The organism is Paraburkholderia sediminicola, from assembly GCF_046026675.1.
GTDB lineage: Bacteria > Pseudomonadota > Gammaproteobacteria > Burkholderiales > Burkholderiaceae > Paraburkholderia > Paraburkholderia sediminicola_F.
Window position 1 is genome coordinate 137,259 of record NZ_JAQQEY010000003.1, and the last position, 16,415, is coordinate 153,673.

General features: G+C 62.6%; 11 protein-coding genes and 1 pseudogene. 10 read left to right on the plus strand and 2 right to left on the minus strand.

The window, feature by feature from the left end:
* Positions 1–214 precede the first annotated feature (214 nt).
* The 8 genes and pseudogenes from PQQ86_RS38785 (at position 215) to PQQ86_RS38820 (ending at position 11,796) form a co-directional block, all read left to right on the plus strand.
* Positions 215–3,148, plus strand: a pseudogene (locus PQQ86_RS38785) (Tn3 family transposase).
* Positions 3,149–4,251: 1,103 nt separating this feature from the next.
* Complete coding sequence (locus PQQ86_RS38790; RefSeq protein ID WP_408279560.1) at positions 4,252–5,088, plus strand: alpha/beta fold hydrolase; 837 nt, start codon at positions 4,252–4,254, stop codon at positions 5,086–5,088.
* Between the two features lie 117 nt (positions 5,089–5,205).
* Positions 5,206–6,084 carry an FAD binding domain-containing protein gene (locus tag PQQ86_RS38795; protein WP_408279561.1) on the plus strand — a complete coding sequence of 293 codons (879 nt, stop codon included), beginning with the start codon at positions 5,206–5,208 and terminating at the stop codon, positions 6,082–6,084.
* On the plus strand, positions 6,081–8,384 hold the full coding sequence (locus PQQ86_RS38800) for a xanthine dehydrogenase family protein molybdopterin-binding subunit (RefSeq protein ID WP_408279562.1): 2,304 nt from the start codon (positions 6,081–6,083) through the stop codon (positions 8,382–8,384). The genes PQQ86_RS38795 and PQQ86_RS38800 overlap by 4 nt, the downstream gene beginning before the upstream one ends.
* A 3-nt stretch (positions 8,385–8,387) precedes the next feature.
* Positions 8,388–8,876, plus strand: coding sequence for a (2Fe-2S)-binding protein (locus tag PQQ86_RS38805; RefSeq protein WP_408279563.1), 489 nt, complete (start codon positions 8,388–8,390; stop codon positions 8,874–8,876).
* A 64-nt stretch (positions 8,877–8,940) separates the two neighbouring features.
* Entirely contained in the window at positions 8,941–10,341 is a 1,401-nt protein-coding gene (locus PQQ86_RS38810) for an MFS transporter (RefSeq protein ID WP_408279564.1), read from the plus strand.
* A 3-nt stretch (positions 10,342–10,344) separates the two neighbouring features.
* Positions 10,345–10,722: a RidA family protein gene (locus PQQ86_RS38815; protein WP_408279565.1), complete on the plus strand. Its 378-nt coding sequence runs from the start codon at positions 10,345–10,347 to the stop codon at positions 10,720–10,722.
* Between the two features lie 48 nt (positions 10,723–10,770).
* Complete coding sequence (locus PQQ86_RS38820) at positions 10,771–11,796, plus strand: XdhC family protein (protein ID WP_408279566.1); 1,026 nt, start codon at positions 10,771–10,773, stop codon at positions 11,794–11,796.
* A 58-nt stretch (positions 11,797–11,854) separates the two neighbouring features.
* Here the strand turns inward: PQQ86_RS38820 and PQQ86_RS38825 are convergent, their stop codons facing one another.
* Complete coding sequence (locus PQQ86_RS38825) at positions 11,855–13,432, minus strand: class I adenylate-forming enzyme family protein (RefSeq protein ID WP_408279567.1); 1,578 nt, start codon at positions 13,430–13,432, stop codon at positions 11,855–11,857.
* Complete coding sequence (locus tag PQQ86_RS38830; RefSeq protein WP_408279568.1) at positions 13,408–14,403, minus strand: LysR substrate-binding domain-containing protein; 996 nt, start codon at positions 14,401–14,403, stop codon at positions 13,408–13,410. The genes PQQ86_RS38825 and PQQ86_RS38830 overlap by 25 nt, the downstream gene beginning before the upstream one ends.
* A 257-nt stretch (positions 14,404–14,660) precedes the next feature.
* Here PQQ86_RS38830 and PQQ86_RS38835 point away from each other — a divergent pair, with 257 nt between their 5' ends.
* Positions 14,661–15,872, plus strand: a complete 1,212-nt coding sequence (locus PQQ86_RS38835; protein WP_408279569.1) for an NADP-dependent isocitrate dehydrogenase — start codon at positions 14,661–14,663, stop codon at positions 15,870–15,872.
* A gap of 66 nt (positions 15,873–15,938) precedes the next feature.
* The gene (locus PQQ86_RS38840) at positions 15,939–16,337 is read left to right on the plus strand and encodes a PaaI family thioesterase (protein WP_408279570.1); all 399 of its coding nucleotides are present in this window, start codon (positions 15,939–15,941) and stop codon (positions 16,335–16,337) included.
* Positions 16,338–16,415: the final 78 nt, after the last annotated feature.

Below are 16,415 nucleotides of genomic sequence, written 5' to 3' on the forward strand. Positions count from 1 at the left end.
ATAAGCAGATGCCTTGAACGTCGGCCCCGACGACTCGCCGACCGCGAAGAGGGGTATTCGTCCTTTTCGTGCTAAATCTGGCGGTTTTCTCTGGCAGCACCATAATTTATGAGCTGCCATGAGGCTCCGACTTTTATCCGGGGGCCCAAAAAGCGTCTGCGATAACATACCTGCCCGCGATTGCAGATCGCGTCACCTTGACGGGAGGCAGGAGATGCCAGGCCTGGAATTTCGTTATGTGGGACAGGATCGCCTGCCCGCCCGATTATCGGAATTCGACGTGGAGCGCTACTTCGCGTTGACTGACAGCGACATTGCAGCAATCAACGATCGCTTTCGGCGCGATCGCCTTGCCGGCGTTGCCATCCAACTGGTCTTTCTGCGGGCCAGTGGCCACACCCTCGATCATGTCGGCACACTCCCGCGCCAGTTACTGCGCTACATTGGCGAGCGGCTCGGCCTACCCACCCCGACTATCGCGTCCCTTCGCACACTTTATCAGCGCTATAAGACGCTGTACGAGCATCAGGTCTGGATCTGCGAATATCTCGGCCTGACGTCGATCGGACCGAGCCACTGGGCAGGACTGGAAGCGTGGATGCGACAGGATGCCATCGAATCCCTTACCCTTGACGAGTTGCTCCAGCACGCCCATTGCTGGCTGTATGAGCGTCGCATCCTGATACCCGCCGAACGGAAACTGCGGGATCTCGGCCGTTCGATCTGGTCGGATGTTGAGCGTGGTCTGCTCGCCCTTATCAAGGCAACAGTCACGAAAACACAGTTGGTTCATGCCGATTCTGTCCTCTCCGCCCAGTATGGGACTTCTGGCATGAGAGTTCTCGAATGGTTGAAGACGCCACCAGCGCGACACAGTCCCTCGACGCTCACCGAAACCCTTGTGAAGGTCCGGTTCCTCAAGGAACTCGGTGCGCATACGTGGGTACTCGACGCCGTGCCAATCGAAAAGCAGCGTGCGTACGCGCAGCGCATCCAGGCGCGCCGTCCTGCGAAGGTCCGCGAACTCAAGGAGTCGACCCGCACCATCGAGCTGATCTTTTTCCTGCGCGTCATGCTGCTCGAGTTGACGGACGCGCTACTCTATCAAACAGGGCGCCGGGTCTCGGACCTCGTGCGGCAGGCTTACGACCGTACGACGGTCAGGCAGGCACGGTCGGCTGTCGAATACCGGCAGCAACTGGTTGCGATCAAAGCGCTGATTCAGGACAGCAAGCGTACGGCGCAAGAACGTCTCGACGACATTGGCAAGCTTCTTGAGGGCCTCGTAGACAAGCCACCGGCAAGTCACGCAGCCAGCGTACGCGAAACGCTCACTGACGATCATCACCGCATCCGCAATCTGCTGTGGCCGTTACGCGAGGTAGGCTTCGTGGGCAGAGAAGCGGAACCAAGCCTGCGACAGTTCGAACTTATCGGCACACTGCATGACAGCGGCGCGACCGAATTGCCGCCCGACAGTGACGTGCCGGTCAGCGCCGCCTGGCGCGATCTCATCAAGGGTGAAGATCGGGTGCGCGCGTTGCGGGCACTGGAAGCATCGGCAATCACGGGGCTGCGCAAGGGGCTTCGCCGCGGCTCGGTCTGGGTCAACCACAGCCTGTCGTTCCGGGAGCGCGATCAGTTGCTGATTCCACCCGCGCAATGGGAAAGCGATCGCGACCGCTATCTGTCGTCGCTCGGGTTGCGGGGAACCGCAGAGCCGTTTCTTGAACGGCTGACGGAACACCTGAAGGCAGGCCTGGCTGCGCTGGAGGAGGCGCGCGAGGCAGGCCGCGTGACGATCGGCGCCGACGGCGTGCTGCACCTGTCAGCGATTGAAGCATTGCCGACCGATGGCATGCCGAAACGCACGCGGGATCTGATATTCAAGGAGATCGGAACCGTGCAGTTCGCCGACATGCTCATGGAGATGGATGCGCACACGGGCTTCAGTGAAGTGCTCCGGTCACGCAAGGCGCGCGATGCGAACGAACTCGTCTCGCTGTACGCTGCATTGATCGCTCACGGCACGGAAATGGACGCGAAGAATGTCGCCGCGATGATCCCGCAACTGGACCCAGCGCACATTTCGACGGCAATGCGCCTCCTTGAGATGCCCGGTCGGCTACCACGTGCAAACGACCGCGTGGTGGAATTCCAGCGCACGCATCCGATTACGGAACTCTGGGGCACCGGGCGGCAGGCATCGAGCGACTCAATGAGTCTGGATACCTCGCGGCATCTCTTTTATGCGCGGGTCGATCCGCGACGTCGCACTCATGCGGTGGGCATGTACACGCACGTGCTGGATCAGCATAGCATTGTCTATAACCAGCCGATCGTGCTGAACGAGCGTCAGGCTGGAGTGGCGATCGAGGGCGTTATCCGTCACAACTAGAACCGTGACGACGGCGGGGTGTTGCGACTTTCGGTAGACACGCACGGGTACACAAATGTAGGAATGGCGGTGTCGAAGTTGCTCGGTTTCGATCTCTGCCCGCGGCTGCGCAACCTCTCGGAACGGAAACTGTATTTGCCGAGACGAGTGGCCGCTCCCGACGGGTTGGCATCGGTCCTTGCCTACGAGATATCCATCAAGGCGATCCGTGATGGCTGGGAGGAACTGCTGCGCCTCGTCGCGTCGATTCACTCGGGACGCGTGAGCGCAAGTGTCGTTTTACAGCGGTTCGGCAGCGCGGCGCAGGGTGACCCCGTGTACCGCGCGGCGGACCACCTTGGCAGGCTGCTGCGTACGCTATTCCTGTGCGATTACTTCAGCAACGTGGAGTTTCGGTGCGAAATGCATACGTTGCTTAACCGCGGCGAATCCGTTCATCAGCTGCAGCGCGCGATCTACACAGGCAAGATCGCGCCTGAGCGCGGACGGCGCCGCGACGAAATGATTGCCATATCCGGCTCGTTGACGTTGCTGACGAACCTGGTGATTGCGTGGAATACGCAGCGCATGCAGACCACTCTTGATGACTGGCAACGCAAAGGGCAGGGGATTGACGACGACTGGTTGCGGCGGCTGGGGCCGGCGCACTTCGCGCACGTCAATTTCCGCGGAACGTTGAGCTTTCCGATCGAGCGTTATCGCGGCATGCTACTGGATGCCGCGCCTTGGCGACGCATGGCCGGATCGTGAAGAGGGTCTGAAAAGGAGCGACGACGAACATCGATACTGAACTCGTTGTCTCGCAGAGAGAGATCAGGCAGTTCAACTTGGGCAACGCACGTCTCGTCGCCGAAACCGCGCGCTGAGGCAAAGCGGGGACGCGAACAGCGGGCTCATGGTGCGGATTTGCTTGTCAACTTCGATCCCGCGTTCGCCGCACGGCCCGATGAAACCGCCAGATTTTGCGCTAAGGGCCGACCTTCGGAAAAATCGACGACCGCATACGCCTTTGATTTTTAAAGTAAAAATTGGGTAAACCGCCAGATTTAGCACGAAAAGGACGAATACCCCAAAGCCGAATGTACGGACGCAGTCGAGACTTTTCAAATGCAAACCACTCTTGCTCATAGGCGGCAGTCCATGTACGGATATAAAGCTGCGAACCGTTCCTGTCATGTCAGAGCGGGAGGGCTCCATCGTGTGCTACGAATGCAAGCGCAGGGGGATGCGTGAGCAACGCTTTATTGAAGATGAGGGCGCACGCCTCGAAGTCAGCTTGCAGGAGTTGGCTTCAAATCACCTCAAGCTGCGCCGGCAAGGAGCTCGAAGCAGCCCTCCGTGAACCGCCCTTCGAGCGCAAGATGCGCCTGCATGCTGCCTACGCCTACGCTTGCGGCGCGCGCCGTGCTTAAACGTTGTGAGAGAGTGTTTGTCGTAATCGGTGAGCTGGCGCTATGGTGCTTACTTAGGCAGGCTCGCCGCCGTGTCCTTGTGGGAGGGCCGTTGCCGCCCTACCTGCTCATCGCACGACGGCTGCAGATTCCTTGTTGTGGGACGCGCGTTGAACGAATTGCGTCAGCGCCATATTGGTTTAACGGTGCGGGAAGAACGTACGCCCTCTGCCGCGGCGCGCGCATTGATCGATGCGATCCGCCTGGCCGTGGCCGACCGCGCGCGACCAGGCTTTAAACCAGCTTCAGCGGCAACCAGGACATCCCCAGCGGCAGTTCCGACGCCGATGAATCGTTTTCATGTCCCGCATGAAAGATCGTCGTTTGCCCCGGTCGGGGCGTGCTAGCAATATCCGGCTAGCGGGCAATGTGTCCGCATTTCACGGAACTGCAAAGCACGCGATGAAAACCCTACCTAGCGGCGATGTCGAGTCAGCCTACGTTACGGTACGCGACGGCACCCGCATCGCCTATAGCCTTCACGGAGATGCCGGCCGCCAGCCGCGCGCGGTCCTGCTTCATTCGCTGGCCATGGACCGCGATTTCTGGCGTCCGGTGGTCGAGCAGCTGACGCCGCAGGCGTCGGTTCTCACCATCGACTGCCGTGGCCACGGCGCCTCGGACAAACCGGTCGGTCCTTACACGGTCGAAATTTTCGCCCAGGATGTCCACGATGTCATCGGCTCGCTGAATTTCAACGGCGTCATGATCGCAGGCGCGTCCATGGGCGGTTGCGTCTCGCTGCAATTCGCGGCGACCTATCCCGACGCGACACGCGCCCTCGGGCTGATCGACACGACTGCGTGGTACGGCCCAAGCGCCCCGCAAGACTGGAACGTGCGCGCCGAGAAGGCAGAGCGCGAAGGACTCGCGCCACTCGTCGATTTCCAGACCACGCGCTGGTTCAGCGACGCGTTCCGCGCGGCGCATCCCGAGGTTGTCGCGCGCTGCGTCGACACCTTCTTGCGTAACGACGTGGCGTCATTTGCCGCCACCGGCCGCATGCTGGGCGCCTTCGACGGACGTGCGCTGCTGCCGCAGGTCACTGTGCCCGCCTGCGTGATCGTCGGCGAGGAAGACTATGCCGCGCCGCCTCCCATGGCGCAGGCATTGCATGCGGGCATCCCTGGTTCGACCTACACCCTCGTGACGGGCGCGCGTCACCTCACGCCGCTCGAAACCCCGGATCTGGTCGCCGGCGAATTACTCCGCCTGCTCGAACGAACGGCTCGCACCTGACATGCCCGCGCGATACCCGCGATCCCGCTTTAGCGTCAGCTCCGGCCCTCGCGTGCTTTCGACCAATTCCAGCGTGGCTGCTCCGGCAGCGCGCGTAATCAGACAGGAGTGCTTTTAATGGCGCCTTTTGAACTCGCCACGCCCAGTTCGCTGCAGCAGGCGATCGGGCTGCTCGACCCCGAGGACCCGGACATCCGGCCGGTCGGCGGCGGTACCGCCGTGATGCTGATGATGAAGGCGGGTGTGCTGCGGCCCACCCGGCTAGTCAGCCTGCGTGGCATCGAACCGGTCTATTCGCAGGTGAGCGTCGGCACGAACGGTGAGTTGCAGATTGGCGGTCTGACGCGCCTTGCGACACTCGAGCATTCGTCTTTGGTCAAGGAGGGCTGGCCGCTGCTGACCCGCACGTTGCGCACGCTGTCGAATGTGCGCGTGCGTAACGTGGCGACCATCGGCGGCAATCTCGGTCATGCCGATCCGCATATGGATTTGCCGCCGGTGCTGACCGCGCTCGGCGCACGTGTGACGGTGACGGGCCCACAAGGCGAGCGGACCTTCCCGGTCGAGCAGCTTTGCACCGGCTACTACGAGACCGTGCTCGCGCGCGACGAACTGATTTCGCAAGTGATCGTGCCGCCGCAGGCGAACCGGCCGGCGGCCTACATGAAAGTCACGACGCGTGCGGCTCACGACTGGCCTGCGCTCGGCGTCGCGGTCGTGCTCGACATGCAGGGCCAGCAGGTCAGGACGGCGAGTGTCATCGTCGGCGCCGCCACTGATAAGCCCACCCGACTGTGCGGCGCCGAAGCGGTTCTCAAAGGCGCGGTACTCGATGACGCCACGCTACGCCGGGCGGGCGAGGCTGGCGCGGCGGAGCTGGATATCGTCGGAGACCCGCACGGCTCGGCCAGCTATAAGAAGCATTTGCTGACGGTTTATCTCGGACGCGCGGTACGCACCGCACTCGACGCATCTGCCAGAAGGGATCACGCATGACCACAACCGAAATCACGCCGCAGGTGTCGAGGCAGGTAGGCCGGTCGTTGAACCGGCTCGAGGCGCGCGCCAAAGTCACGGGCCGCGCCGAGTACATTCACAACCTCGTCCTGCCCCGCATGCTGTATGGCAAGATATTTCGCAGCACGCTTGCGCATGGCCGCATCGTGTCTATCGATGTCAGCGCTGCGCGCGACATGGAAGGCGTGTACGGCGTCTATACGGCGCAGGACATCCTGCGCGTCATTCCGGACCCGTACTTCGGGCCGGCCTTTCACGATCAGCCGATCCTCGCGCTCGACAAGGTGCGCTATGTCGGCGAGCCGGTCGCGGTGGTGCTGGCGGCGGACCCGCACATAGCCGAGGAAGCGACGCATTTGATCGTCGCGGAATACGAAGAGCTGCCCGCCGTGTTCAACGAAGTCGAAGCGGCGAGCTCGGATGTGCTGGTTCACGACATGTTGAAGCCTGCCGGCACTTTCCCGGACCTGAAGCATCTCGTGGGCCGCAAGGGCACCAACGTGGCCCTCGATTTCCAGTTGAGGAGCGGCGACGTCGAAGCGGCGTTCGCGGCGGCCGAGCACGTGTTCGAGGACACCTTCACCACGCAGCAGGTGATGCACACGCCGCTCGAGCCGATGGTGTCGCTGGCCGAACCGGGCGACGGCACGATCACCATTCACACCGCGTCGCAAAGCCCGTCGTTCGTGCGCATCGAGATCGCACGTCTGCTCGGCTGGGCGGAAAATCGCGTGCGAGTGAGGACAGCGCTGCTCGGCGGCGGCTTTGGCGCCAAGCTTTATATTAAGCTCGAAGCATTGGTGACGGCGTTGGCGTTGCTCGCGCGCCGCCCCGTTAAAGTCGCGCTGACGATGGAGGAGCAGTTCTTCACGATCACCAAGCACGCCACCACCTTTCGCATGAAGACAGCGGTGTCCGCCGGCGGCCGCATCACTGGGCGCAAATGCGACGTCTGGTGGAACGGCGGCGCCTACGCGGACATCGGCCCGCGCGTGACGCAGAAGTCTGGTTTTACGGCCTCAGGGCCGTACGACATCGAGAACGTATCGATCGATTCGTATGCGGTCTATACGAACCTGCCGCCAGCCGGCGCGTTCCGCGGCTTTGGCATTCCGCAGATGGTGTGGGCGTACGAGAGTCACGCGGACATGATCGCCCGTGCGCTGAAGATCGACCCGGTCGAGTTTCGCCGCCGCAACATCCTGCGCGAAGGCCGCCCGCACGCCACCGGCACGCCGATGCGCGATGCGGCGCTCGATCTCGTGCTGGAGCGCGTGGCCGCGCGCATGAACTGGACCGCACCATTCGAGCGCGGCGCCGGTACGTTGCGCCGCGGACGCGGCATCGGCATCGGCTTCAAGGCGCTGGTGGCGCCGACCACCTCGGTGGCGATGGTAAGCCTCGCGGGCGACGGCAGTTGCACGGTTTATTCGAGCACCGTCGACATGGGCCAGGCGTCGGACACCGCGATTGCCCTGATGGCCGGCGATGTGCTCGGCATTGCAGCGGAAAAGATCAAGGTCATCCGCCCGGACACGGACGTCACGCCATACGACATGGCGACGCTGGGTTCGCGCTCGACTTTCCATATGGGCCACGCGGTGCGGCTCGCGGCCGAGGACGCGCTTGTGAAGTTGCGCGGACTCGCGGACGAACTGGGCATGCCGGCCGATGCGCCGCTAGCCGCCGGCGAGCTGCTGCGGCGCAAGTACGGGATGCAGGCGGGCAATATCGTCGGCGTCGGCAGTTTTATTCCGAGCTATACGAAGCCGGAACATGAGACTGGCCAGTCGGAGAACATCACGCCGAACTGGATGGTGGGCGGTTGCGGCGTCGAAGTGGAAGTCGACACGGAGACCGGCCACTTCAGGCTGATCCGCTTCGAAAACGTCGTGGATTGCGGAACGCCTATCAACCCGAAGGTGGTCGACACCCAGATATCGGGCGCGGCGATCATGCAACTGGGCATCACGATGTTCGAGCGCATGGAGTTCGACGAAGTTGGCCAGTTGCGCAACGCGTCGTTTGCCGAGTACAAGATTCCCGGCATCCACGACATTCCGTCTACGATCGGCCGCGAGACGGTCGATTCATATCAGCATAACGGGCCGTTCGGTGCAAAGGGCGTCGGCGAGAGCTCCACGTTCGGCGTCGCCTCCGCGATTGCCGAGGCGATCGAAGACGCGGTCGGCGTGCGGCTGAAGTCGTTGCCGTTGACCCCGGAAGCGGTGTATCGCGCGCTGTGCGCGGCGAAGCACGAGCCGATGCCAGAGGAATAAGACATGAGTGCCACATCCATTACGATTCATTTTGTCTTGAACGGCGAGCGCGTCAGCGCAGAAATCGAGCCGCACCACACGATCCTCGAAGTGTTGCGGCAGCGTTTCGCACTGTACGGCGCCCGGGAGAGCTGCGGTCAGGGGTTGTGCGGCTGCTGCACGGTGCTGGTGAATGGCGAGAGCGTCTCCGGATGCCTCTTTCTCGCGGCCATGGCCGACGGCGGCGAGGTCGTCACCGTCGAACATCTCGATTCCGCGGGGCAACTCGATCCGGTGCAGCAGGCGTTTATCGAATGCGGAGCGTTTCAGTGTGGTTTCTGTACGTCGGGGTTCATTCTGATGAGTCGCCAGTTGCTGGACCGCAATCCCGATCCCAGCGAAGCGGAAATTCGCCACTACCTGTCCGGCAACCTGTGTCGTTGCGCAGCGTATCCGGAAATTATCGAGGCAGTAAAACTGGCTGCACAGATGCGCAAACAGACACTCGCGTAAGGGCGGGGTGTCCCATGCGGTATCTGGCGCGAAAGCGGCATAACAAGAATGAAGGAGACTGTCGATGCAACAACCTGTAGAGCGTCCTGGTGGCGGTGCACCTGAAATGCGCCCGGTGTCTGGCCAGGCGCCGCACCGTGCCGAACCGGGCGTCGTCTGGTACCGGTCCATCAACAGGCAGCAATGGAGCGCGCTGCTCGCCTCCAATCTCGGCTGGTTTTTCGATGGCTATGAAACCTATGCGCTCATCCTGACGGTCGGCGGCGCGCTCAGCCAGTTGCTCGATCCGGCCATGCATGCGCAAATTCCGTTCTATGCAGGTCTGGTAATCGCGTTGACTCTGCTGGGATGGGGTCTCGGCGGTCTGATCGGTGGGGTGCTGACCGACTATATCGGCCGCAAGCGCATGATGATGGTAGCTATTCTCGCCTACTCGCTGACCACTGGCCTGAGCGCCTTCTCGTGGAACTGGGAGTCATTTGCTGCGCTGCGCTTCATCGTCGGCCTGGCGATGGGTTCGGAATGGGCGACGGGCACCGCGATGACGGCCGAAATCTGGCCAGACCGTCACCGCGGCAAGGGCGCGGGCCTGATGCAATGCGGCCTCGGCACGGGCTTTTTCATCGCCTCGCTCGTCTGGCTTTTCATGAGTGGCGTGGGCCAACACGCATGGCGCTACATGTATCTGATCGGCGTTCTGCCCGGTCTGGCCACGCTGTGGATGCGTGCAGGAATTCCGGAATCCGAACAATGGCAACGCGTCGACAAGGATCGCCGCGAGACACTGGCCCGCAAGCGTTCAGGTGTCGCGCTCGACGAACACGAACAGGCGCTCACGCGCTTTACGCTGGTCGACCTGTTCGCGGTACCCGAGCTGCGCCGACGCACCGTTATCGCCGTGCTGATGTCGCTCAGCACGACACTCGGCTGGTGGGGCATTTCGACCTGGGTGCCGCCTTACATCGGTTCGGTTGCGTTGCACGCGGGACTGTCCGCGTCGAGATGGGCTAGCTTTGCGGGTATGGCGTATAACGCCGGAGCGATCGCCGGCTATATCGGCCTCGGCTTTCTGGCCGACGCATACGGCCGCAAGCGCGTCACGTTCCTGTTCTTCGCCATGGCCTTCCTGCTGACGCCGGTTCTCTTCATGTGGACCCATGACATCGGGCTGTTGCTCGCGGTAGCGTGTGTGACGGGCTTCTTCAGTCTCGGTCAGTACACGTGGATGCCCACCTGGCTGCCCGAGCTGTATCCGACACGCATCCGGGGAACCGCGATCGCATTCTGTTTCAACGTACCGCGCTTTCTCGCATGGTCCGGTCCGCTCGTTGCCGGCACGCTCATTTCGCGCTTCGGCGGATACGGGCATGCGGCGGTCACGGTCGGATTCATTTATCTCGTCGGCCTCGTGTTGGTGCCGTTCCTGCCGGAAACACGCGGCAAACCCCTGCCGGAGAATATCTAAGCGATGAATTTCATTTTCACTCCCGATGCGCCGGCACCCGGCGGGCATTACTCACAGGCTGTCCAGGCCGGCGGCTTTACGTTCGTGTCCGGGATGCTGCCGGGTCCCGGCGTGTCGACAGACGGTCCGGACAATTTCGAGCGTGAGGTGCTCGCCACACTGCAACATTGCGAGCGCGTGCTGTGCGCCGCGGGCTGTGCGCTCACTGACGTGGTCCAATGCACAGCGTACATTGTGGGCATCGAGAACTGGCCGCACTTCAACCGCCTGTACGCAGCGTACTTCGGCGAGCACCGGCCGGCGCGCGCCGTCGTGCCGGTCCCTGAATTGCATCACGGCTTTCTCGTCGAGTTGCAGATGGTTGCCCACACCGGCGCGTGAAGTCGGGCGAGGCCGCAGGTGCGGAATCGGACAGGCAGGAGATAAAAGATGGATAGCGTCGACCTTGCGGTACTCGAGCACAGCATCGACTGGCTGCGGGCCGGACGGCTGGTGGTGCTCGCCACCGTGACCCGCACGTGGGGATCGAGCCCGCGGCCGGTCGGCTCTACCCTCGTATTGCGCGATGACGGTGTGGTGTGCGGGTCGGTGTCGGGCGGCTGCATCGAGGACGACCTGATCGAGCGGACGCGTCAGGGGTTGTTCAGGAGCGACCGTCCGGAGGTGGTCACGTACGGCGTGAGCGCGGACGAGGCGCGTCGTTTCGGCTTGCCCTGCGGCGGCGGCATGCAGTTGGTGCTCGAACCGCTATCCGGCTCGTCGGCCCTCGCCGATCTGGCCCGGCGGGTAGACGGCGGCGAGCTGATTGCACGCGAACTGGATCTTGTCAGCGGACGAACGCGTTTGCGGTGCGCGTTGGCTGACGAACAGTTGCGCTTCGACGGCAAGACGCTCGTGACCATCCATGGACCGCGCTATCGCCTGTTGCTGATCGGCGCGGGAGACCTGTCGCGTTTTCTGGCCGCGATCGCCAGCGGTCTGGGTTACCAGGTGACGGTGTGCGATCCGCGCGACGCTTACTTGGAAGAGTGGGATCTGCCCGGCGTGACAATCGTGCATACGATGCCGGACGACACTGTGCAGAATATGCGGCTCGATGCGCACAGCGCAGTGGTCGCACTCACGCACGACCCGAAGCTCGACGATCTGGCGCTCATGGACGCCTTGAAGACCGACGCCTTCTATGTGGCGGCAATCGGCTCACGCGCGAACAGCGACAAACGGCGCGAGCGCCTCAAGCTGTTCGATGTGAACGATATGCAGCTTGCACGCTTGCGCGGGCCGGCAGGCATTTTTATCGGCAGCAGGACGCCGCCGGAAATCGCGGTATCGATCGCCGCTGAAATGACTGCGGCGCGCAATGGCGTGATGCTGCCGGCGGCGCTCAGCGTCGAACAGGCGAAAGGCGCGGCGGATGAGAGCCAGGTGTGTCCAGTGCTTGCCGACGCTGCCTGACCCAGCATAACGAGTCAAGGGTTGCCGTGGATGGTACGGTACGGCGAAGTTCGCGTGGCTACTTGTCTTGCGCGTGCGCGGCGGTCCACCACTCGCGGCGCAGCGCGTCACGCAGAATCTTGCCGCGCGCGCTTCGCGGCAGCGCTTCGACAATATAGATATGCTTGGGGAGCTTCTCACGCGGCAGAAGCGCGCGGCAATGCGTCAGAATTTCGGCGGCTTCGAGCGTTACGCCCGGATGCGGCACGATGAAGCAGACGGATTCCTGTCCGTAGATCGGGTCCGGCACACCAAGCGCGGCGGCGTCCTTTACCAGGGGATGCGTGAACACCACATCCTCGATTTCCCGCGGCACGATCTTCACCCCGCCGCGGATGATGAGATCGTCCATGCGGCCGGACACCCGTACGAAGCCATCTTTGTCTTGCGTGGCCATGTCGCGTGTACGCAGCGCGGCACCGCGGATCGCGTCCAGCGTGCCATCCGCGCGTCGCACGCCGAGTGCGAGCTTCGGCCCGTTCACCACCACCTGGCCCTCCTGCTCCGGCAGGCATGGCACACCATTCGTGTCGACGATCTGAAACCCGATATGGGCTGCAGGATAACCGACCGTGCCCAGCTTGCGGCGATGCGCGCGGTTGCCGCACATCCAGCCGGCTTCCGACGAGCCGTACAGGTTGATCACGTGGATGCCGTATCTTTCCTCGAAGCTGCTCCACTGCACCAGCGACAGTGGTGCGGTGCTGCACGTCATCACACGCAGCGACGCAAGGCTCGCGCTGTTGAAATCGACGGGAGCCTCCAACAACAGGTTCAAGACGGTCGGCACGCCTGCGCAGACCGTGACGCGGTGCCGGTCTAGCCAGCCGGAAAACTGGCTGCGCGAGAACCGGCGCGCGACGCACAGCGTCGAGCCAATCTGCAGAAACGGCATCAAACTGAGGATCTGGGCGGAGTACCAGTCGAATGAGCGAAATTCGAGGGCGCGGTCGTTGGGGTCAAGGCCGAGCAGATCGATGCTGTCGAGCCCGTTGAGCCAATAGCAGGCGTGATCGTAGACCACGACTTTCGGCATGCCCGTAGTGCCCGACGTGCAGCACATCGACGCCACGTCGCCTATCGAGCCGCTTTCAGGCAGGGGCTCTGGACCGCGGGCCTCGTCGGCATCGAAGCGCACCGCGTCGGCGGCTTCATGCCGGTCATTAGCGGGCCATGAGCCATACCGCACGAGCTTCGCATTCGTGGGGGGAAGCGTGGTTGCGTCGGCTTGCGTGGATAGCAGGATCAGCGACGGATCGAGCACCCTCAGGGTATGCGTCGCGGCGGCTGGGGCGATGAAGGCAATGTCGAGCGGACAAGCCACGGCGCCGATGCGCCAGATGCCGAGCCATAGCAGCAGCTTTTCCAACCCCTCGCTGCCTGCGAGGACGATGCGCGATCCCTTGCACGCGCCGTGCCGCTGCAACTGGCTGGCCACGACATCGACGAGGATGGCCAGTTCGCCGAAACGAATCGTGAGGTCTCGTTCGACGTCGATGAGGGCCGCCTTGTCAGGCGTGCGGCGGCGATACTCATCGAGCAGTGCGCCGACGCTGCGGAAGCGCGGACTCACTACCGCGCTGCGGATGATGCGCATGAGCCTGTCCGCCAGTCAAGGGACGTCACAGAGGGCGCTGCTTGCCCTTCACCAGTGTCGATACCGCTTGTGCCGTCGCCTAGCGCACCGAGCGCCCATTCACGGAACAGTTCGACCTTTTTCAGCTTCGCCTTGTCGATCGGCGAAGCGACGTAATAGGCCGAACTCGACGGCACGCGCAGCCTGAATGGCTCGACGAGCCGGCCGCTTGCGAGATCGGCGTCGATGAGCGGAGTCCGTCCGATCACGAGGCCCACGCCATGGACTGCGGCGGCAAGCGACGTCAGTTGCAAGTGAAACACCGCTTCGCCAGCAAATTCGACCGGCTCATGAACCGCGGCTTCGAGCCATGCAGGCCAGTCGTCCTGATACATCGAGTAGAAATACGTGCGGATCTGCCGGAAGCGTGAGAGTCCCCCGGCGATCGACGTGAATTCGCCGGCCTCCTGTAGCACGGTTGGCGCGCATACCGGAAAGAATTCCTCGCCGTGGAGGCGATCCGCCCGGACCGAAGCCCAGCGTCCGGAGCCGTAGCGAATCGCCACGTCGTAGCTGTTGCGTTCGAACTCGTCGAAAGTCGCACTCGTTGCGACATGCACGGTGATATCTGGGTACGCGCGCTGGAAATCCGGCAGTGCGGGAATCAGGCATTGCACCGCATAGGTCGGCAGGCAGGTGACGGTCAGCACGGTGTTCGACTTTTTCTTCCGCGCCTGGGCCGTCGCGAGTGACAGCAGGTTGATTGCCTCATGCACGGATTGCAGATATTCGAGTGCCGCCGGCGTGACGGACAGCACGTTGCGCCGCCGCGTAAACAGTTTGATGCCTAGCCGCTCCTCGAGCGTCTTGATCTGGTGACTGATAGCGGTTTGAGTGAGTTCGAGCTCCTGGGCGGCACGTGTAAAGCTGAGGTGCCGCGATGCAGCCTCGAAAGCGAGCAGGCTTTGCAAGGAGGGAATGTACGGTCTCATTCGGCGTCCGAAACGGGCAGAGTGGTTAGGTGGCTGATTGTAGTCGTCTTTCTTAGGGTACGTCGGGGCTTCGGCGTGCCGTGCCAAAGGAAAAGGCAGCGGAGCCGCGCATCGTCGAAGACGCGATGATCGGCGCTCCGCCTGCACGGCGGAAATGAAATTTTTTCATGTGGAACATGAGAAATCTTAGTTTGCGCGGGAGCAAAGCGGTCATGCACTCTTCACCCCTGTCGAGTTCCCCACCGCAGTGACTCCCCATGGCCAAGGTAAAAGTAAACAACCCTATAGTCGAAATGGAAGGCGACGAAATGGCGCGCATCCTGTGGCAATGGGTTCGCGACCAGTTGATCCTGCCATTTGTCGACGTGCAATTGAAACAGTTCGACCTGTCAATCCAGAACCGCGAGCGTACCGCTGACCGCGTTACCCTCGACGCCGCCAATGCCGCGAAGGAGTACGGCGTTTCGCTGAAATGCTCGACCATTACCCCGGATCGCACGCGCCAGCAGGAGTTCGGGCTAACGCGCCTCTATGCGTCGCCGAACGGCACGATCCGCAATGTGCTCGACGGCACGATCTTCCGTGAGCCGGTGATTTGCCGGAACGTGCCGCGGCTGGTGCCGCATTGGTCGAAGCCGGTCATCGTCGCACGCCACGCGTTTGGCGAGCAGTATCGGGCACAGGAACTCGTCGTGACCGGTCCCGGCCTCGTGAAGCTCGTGTATGAGCCGGCTGACGGCGCCGCGCCGGTGACCCACACGCTGCACGAATTCCGCGGCGCTGGCGTGGCGCTCGGCCTCTTCAACGTGGACGACTCGATCCGCGGCTTTGCGCGAGCGTGCCTCAACTTCGGTTTGCAGCGCGGATACCCGGTCTATTTCTCGCACAAAGGCACCGTGCTCAAGCAATACGACGGGCGGTTCAAGGAGATATTCAACGAAGTGTTCAGCGAGTTTGCCGAGGCGTATGCGCAGGCGGCCCTCGTCTATGAGCCGCGTCTGATCGACGATATGGTCGCATTCAGTCTGAAGTCCCCTGGCGGCTATCTGTGGGCCTGCAAAAACTACGATGGCGACGTGCAGTCGGATTACATTGCCCAGGGATACGGGTCGGCAGGGCTGATGACCTCGCTGCTGATGTCGCCCGACGGAAGGTGCGTTGAAACGGAAACTGCGCACGGCACAGCGGTACGCCATTACCGGCGGCACCAGCGCGGTGAGCCGACGTCGACGAATCCGCTTGCCACCATCTTTGCATGGACGCGAGCGCTCTGGCATCGGGGCCGGCTCGACGGTACCCCCGATGTGATGAATTTTGCAGTTGCGCTCGAGCGGACCTGCGTCGACCTGATCGAGGCAGGCACGATGACGTGCGATCTGGCGTCGTTGATTGGTGCGGCTTATCCATCGGTGAGTGCCGAGGCATTCGTGCGGCATGCGGCGGCGAACCTGAAATCCGGGCTCACATGATGCGGCGCAGCGAACGCTCCGTCAGCGGTCCCCCACTCGACACGATGGTTCGCTCGGAGAACTATCTTGGATAGCGACGTGGTTGACAATCCGTTCCTTGAAACGCTGGGTGTTGTGCGCACCGCGTGGCACGAGGGCTATGCCGAGTTCCGGCTGCAGGTAAAGCCCAGGCTGCTGAACCGGCAGGAAGTGTTGCAGGGCGGCGTGATTGCCACGCTGCTCGATGCCGCATGCGGCTATTCCGGCCTATATAGCGCAGAGCGGGACCGGCCGGTCCACGGCGTCACGCTCTCGCTGACGCTGAATTTCCTCGACAAGGGCCTCGGCCATACCGCTACCGCCAAGGGCTTTCTGGAACGCAAAGGCAGGTCGATTTTCTTCGCCCGCGGCGAGGCGTGGATAGACGACAGGATACTGATCGCGACGGCTCAAGGCACGTTCAAGTACGCACGCTCGAGGACCTGACGCATGTGCGCCAACGGTTTCCCGGGCGGGCATGAAAGAAACTCATCCTGCGCATGAAAGAGCATCGCTTGCGAGCAA

Excerpts from the sequence above, each read along its gene's own strand:
- PQQ86_RS38805 (WP_408279563.1), top strand. The coding sequence starts at position 8,388 with ATGAGTGCCACATCCATTACGATTCATTTTGTCTTGAACGGCGAGCGC.
- PQQ86_RS38800 (WP_408279562.1), top strand. The coding sequence starts at position 6,081 with ATGACCACAACCGAAATCACGCCGCAGGTGTCGAGGCAGGTAGGCCGG.
- PQQ86_RS38795 (WP_408279561.1), top strand. The coding sequence starts at position 5,206 with ATGGCGCCTTTTGAACTCGCCACGCCCAGTTCGCTGCAGCAGGCGATC.
- PQQ86_RS38825 (WP_408279567.1), bottom strand. The coding sequence starts at position 13,432 with ATGCGCATCATCCGCAGCGCGGTAGTGAGTCCGCGCTTCCGCAGCGTC.
- PQQ86_RS38815 (WP_408279565.1), top strand. The coding sequence starts at position 10,345 with ATGAATTTCATTTTCACTCCCGATGCGCCGGCACCCGGCGGGCATTAC.
- PQQ86_RS38835 (WP_408279569.1), top strand. The coding sequence starts at position 14,661 with ATGGCCAAGGTAAAAGTAAACAACCCTATAGTCGAAATGGAAGGCGAC.
- PQQ86_RS38830 (WP_408279568.1), bottom strand. The coding sequence starts at position 14,403 with ATGAGACCGTACATTCCCTCCTTGCAAAGCCTGCTCGCTTTCGAGGCT.
- PQQ86_RS38820 (WP_408279566.1), top strand. The coding sequence starts at position 10,771 with ATGGATAGCGTCGACCTTGCGGTACTCGAGCACAGCATCGACTGGCTG.
- PQQ86_RS38790 (WP_408279560.1), top strand. The coding sequence starts at position 4,252 with ATGAAAACCCTACCTAGCGGCGATGTCGAGTCAGCCTACGTTACGGTA.
- PQQ86_RS38810 (WP_408279564.1), top strand. The coding sequence starts at position 8,941 with ATGCAACAACCTGTAGAGCGTCCTGGTGGCGGTGCACCTGAAATGCGC.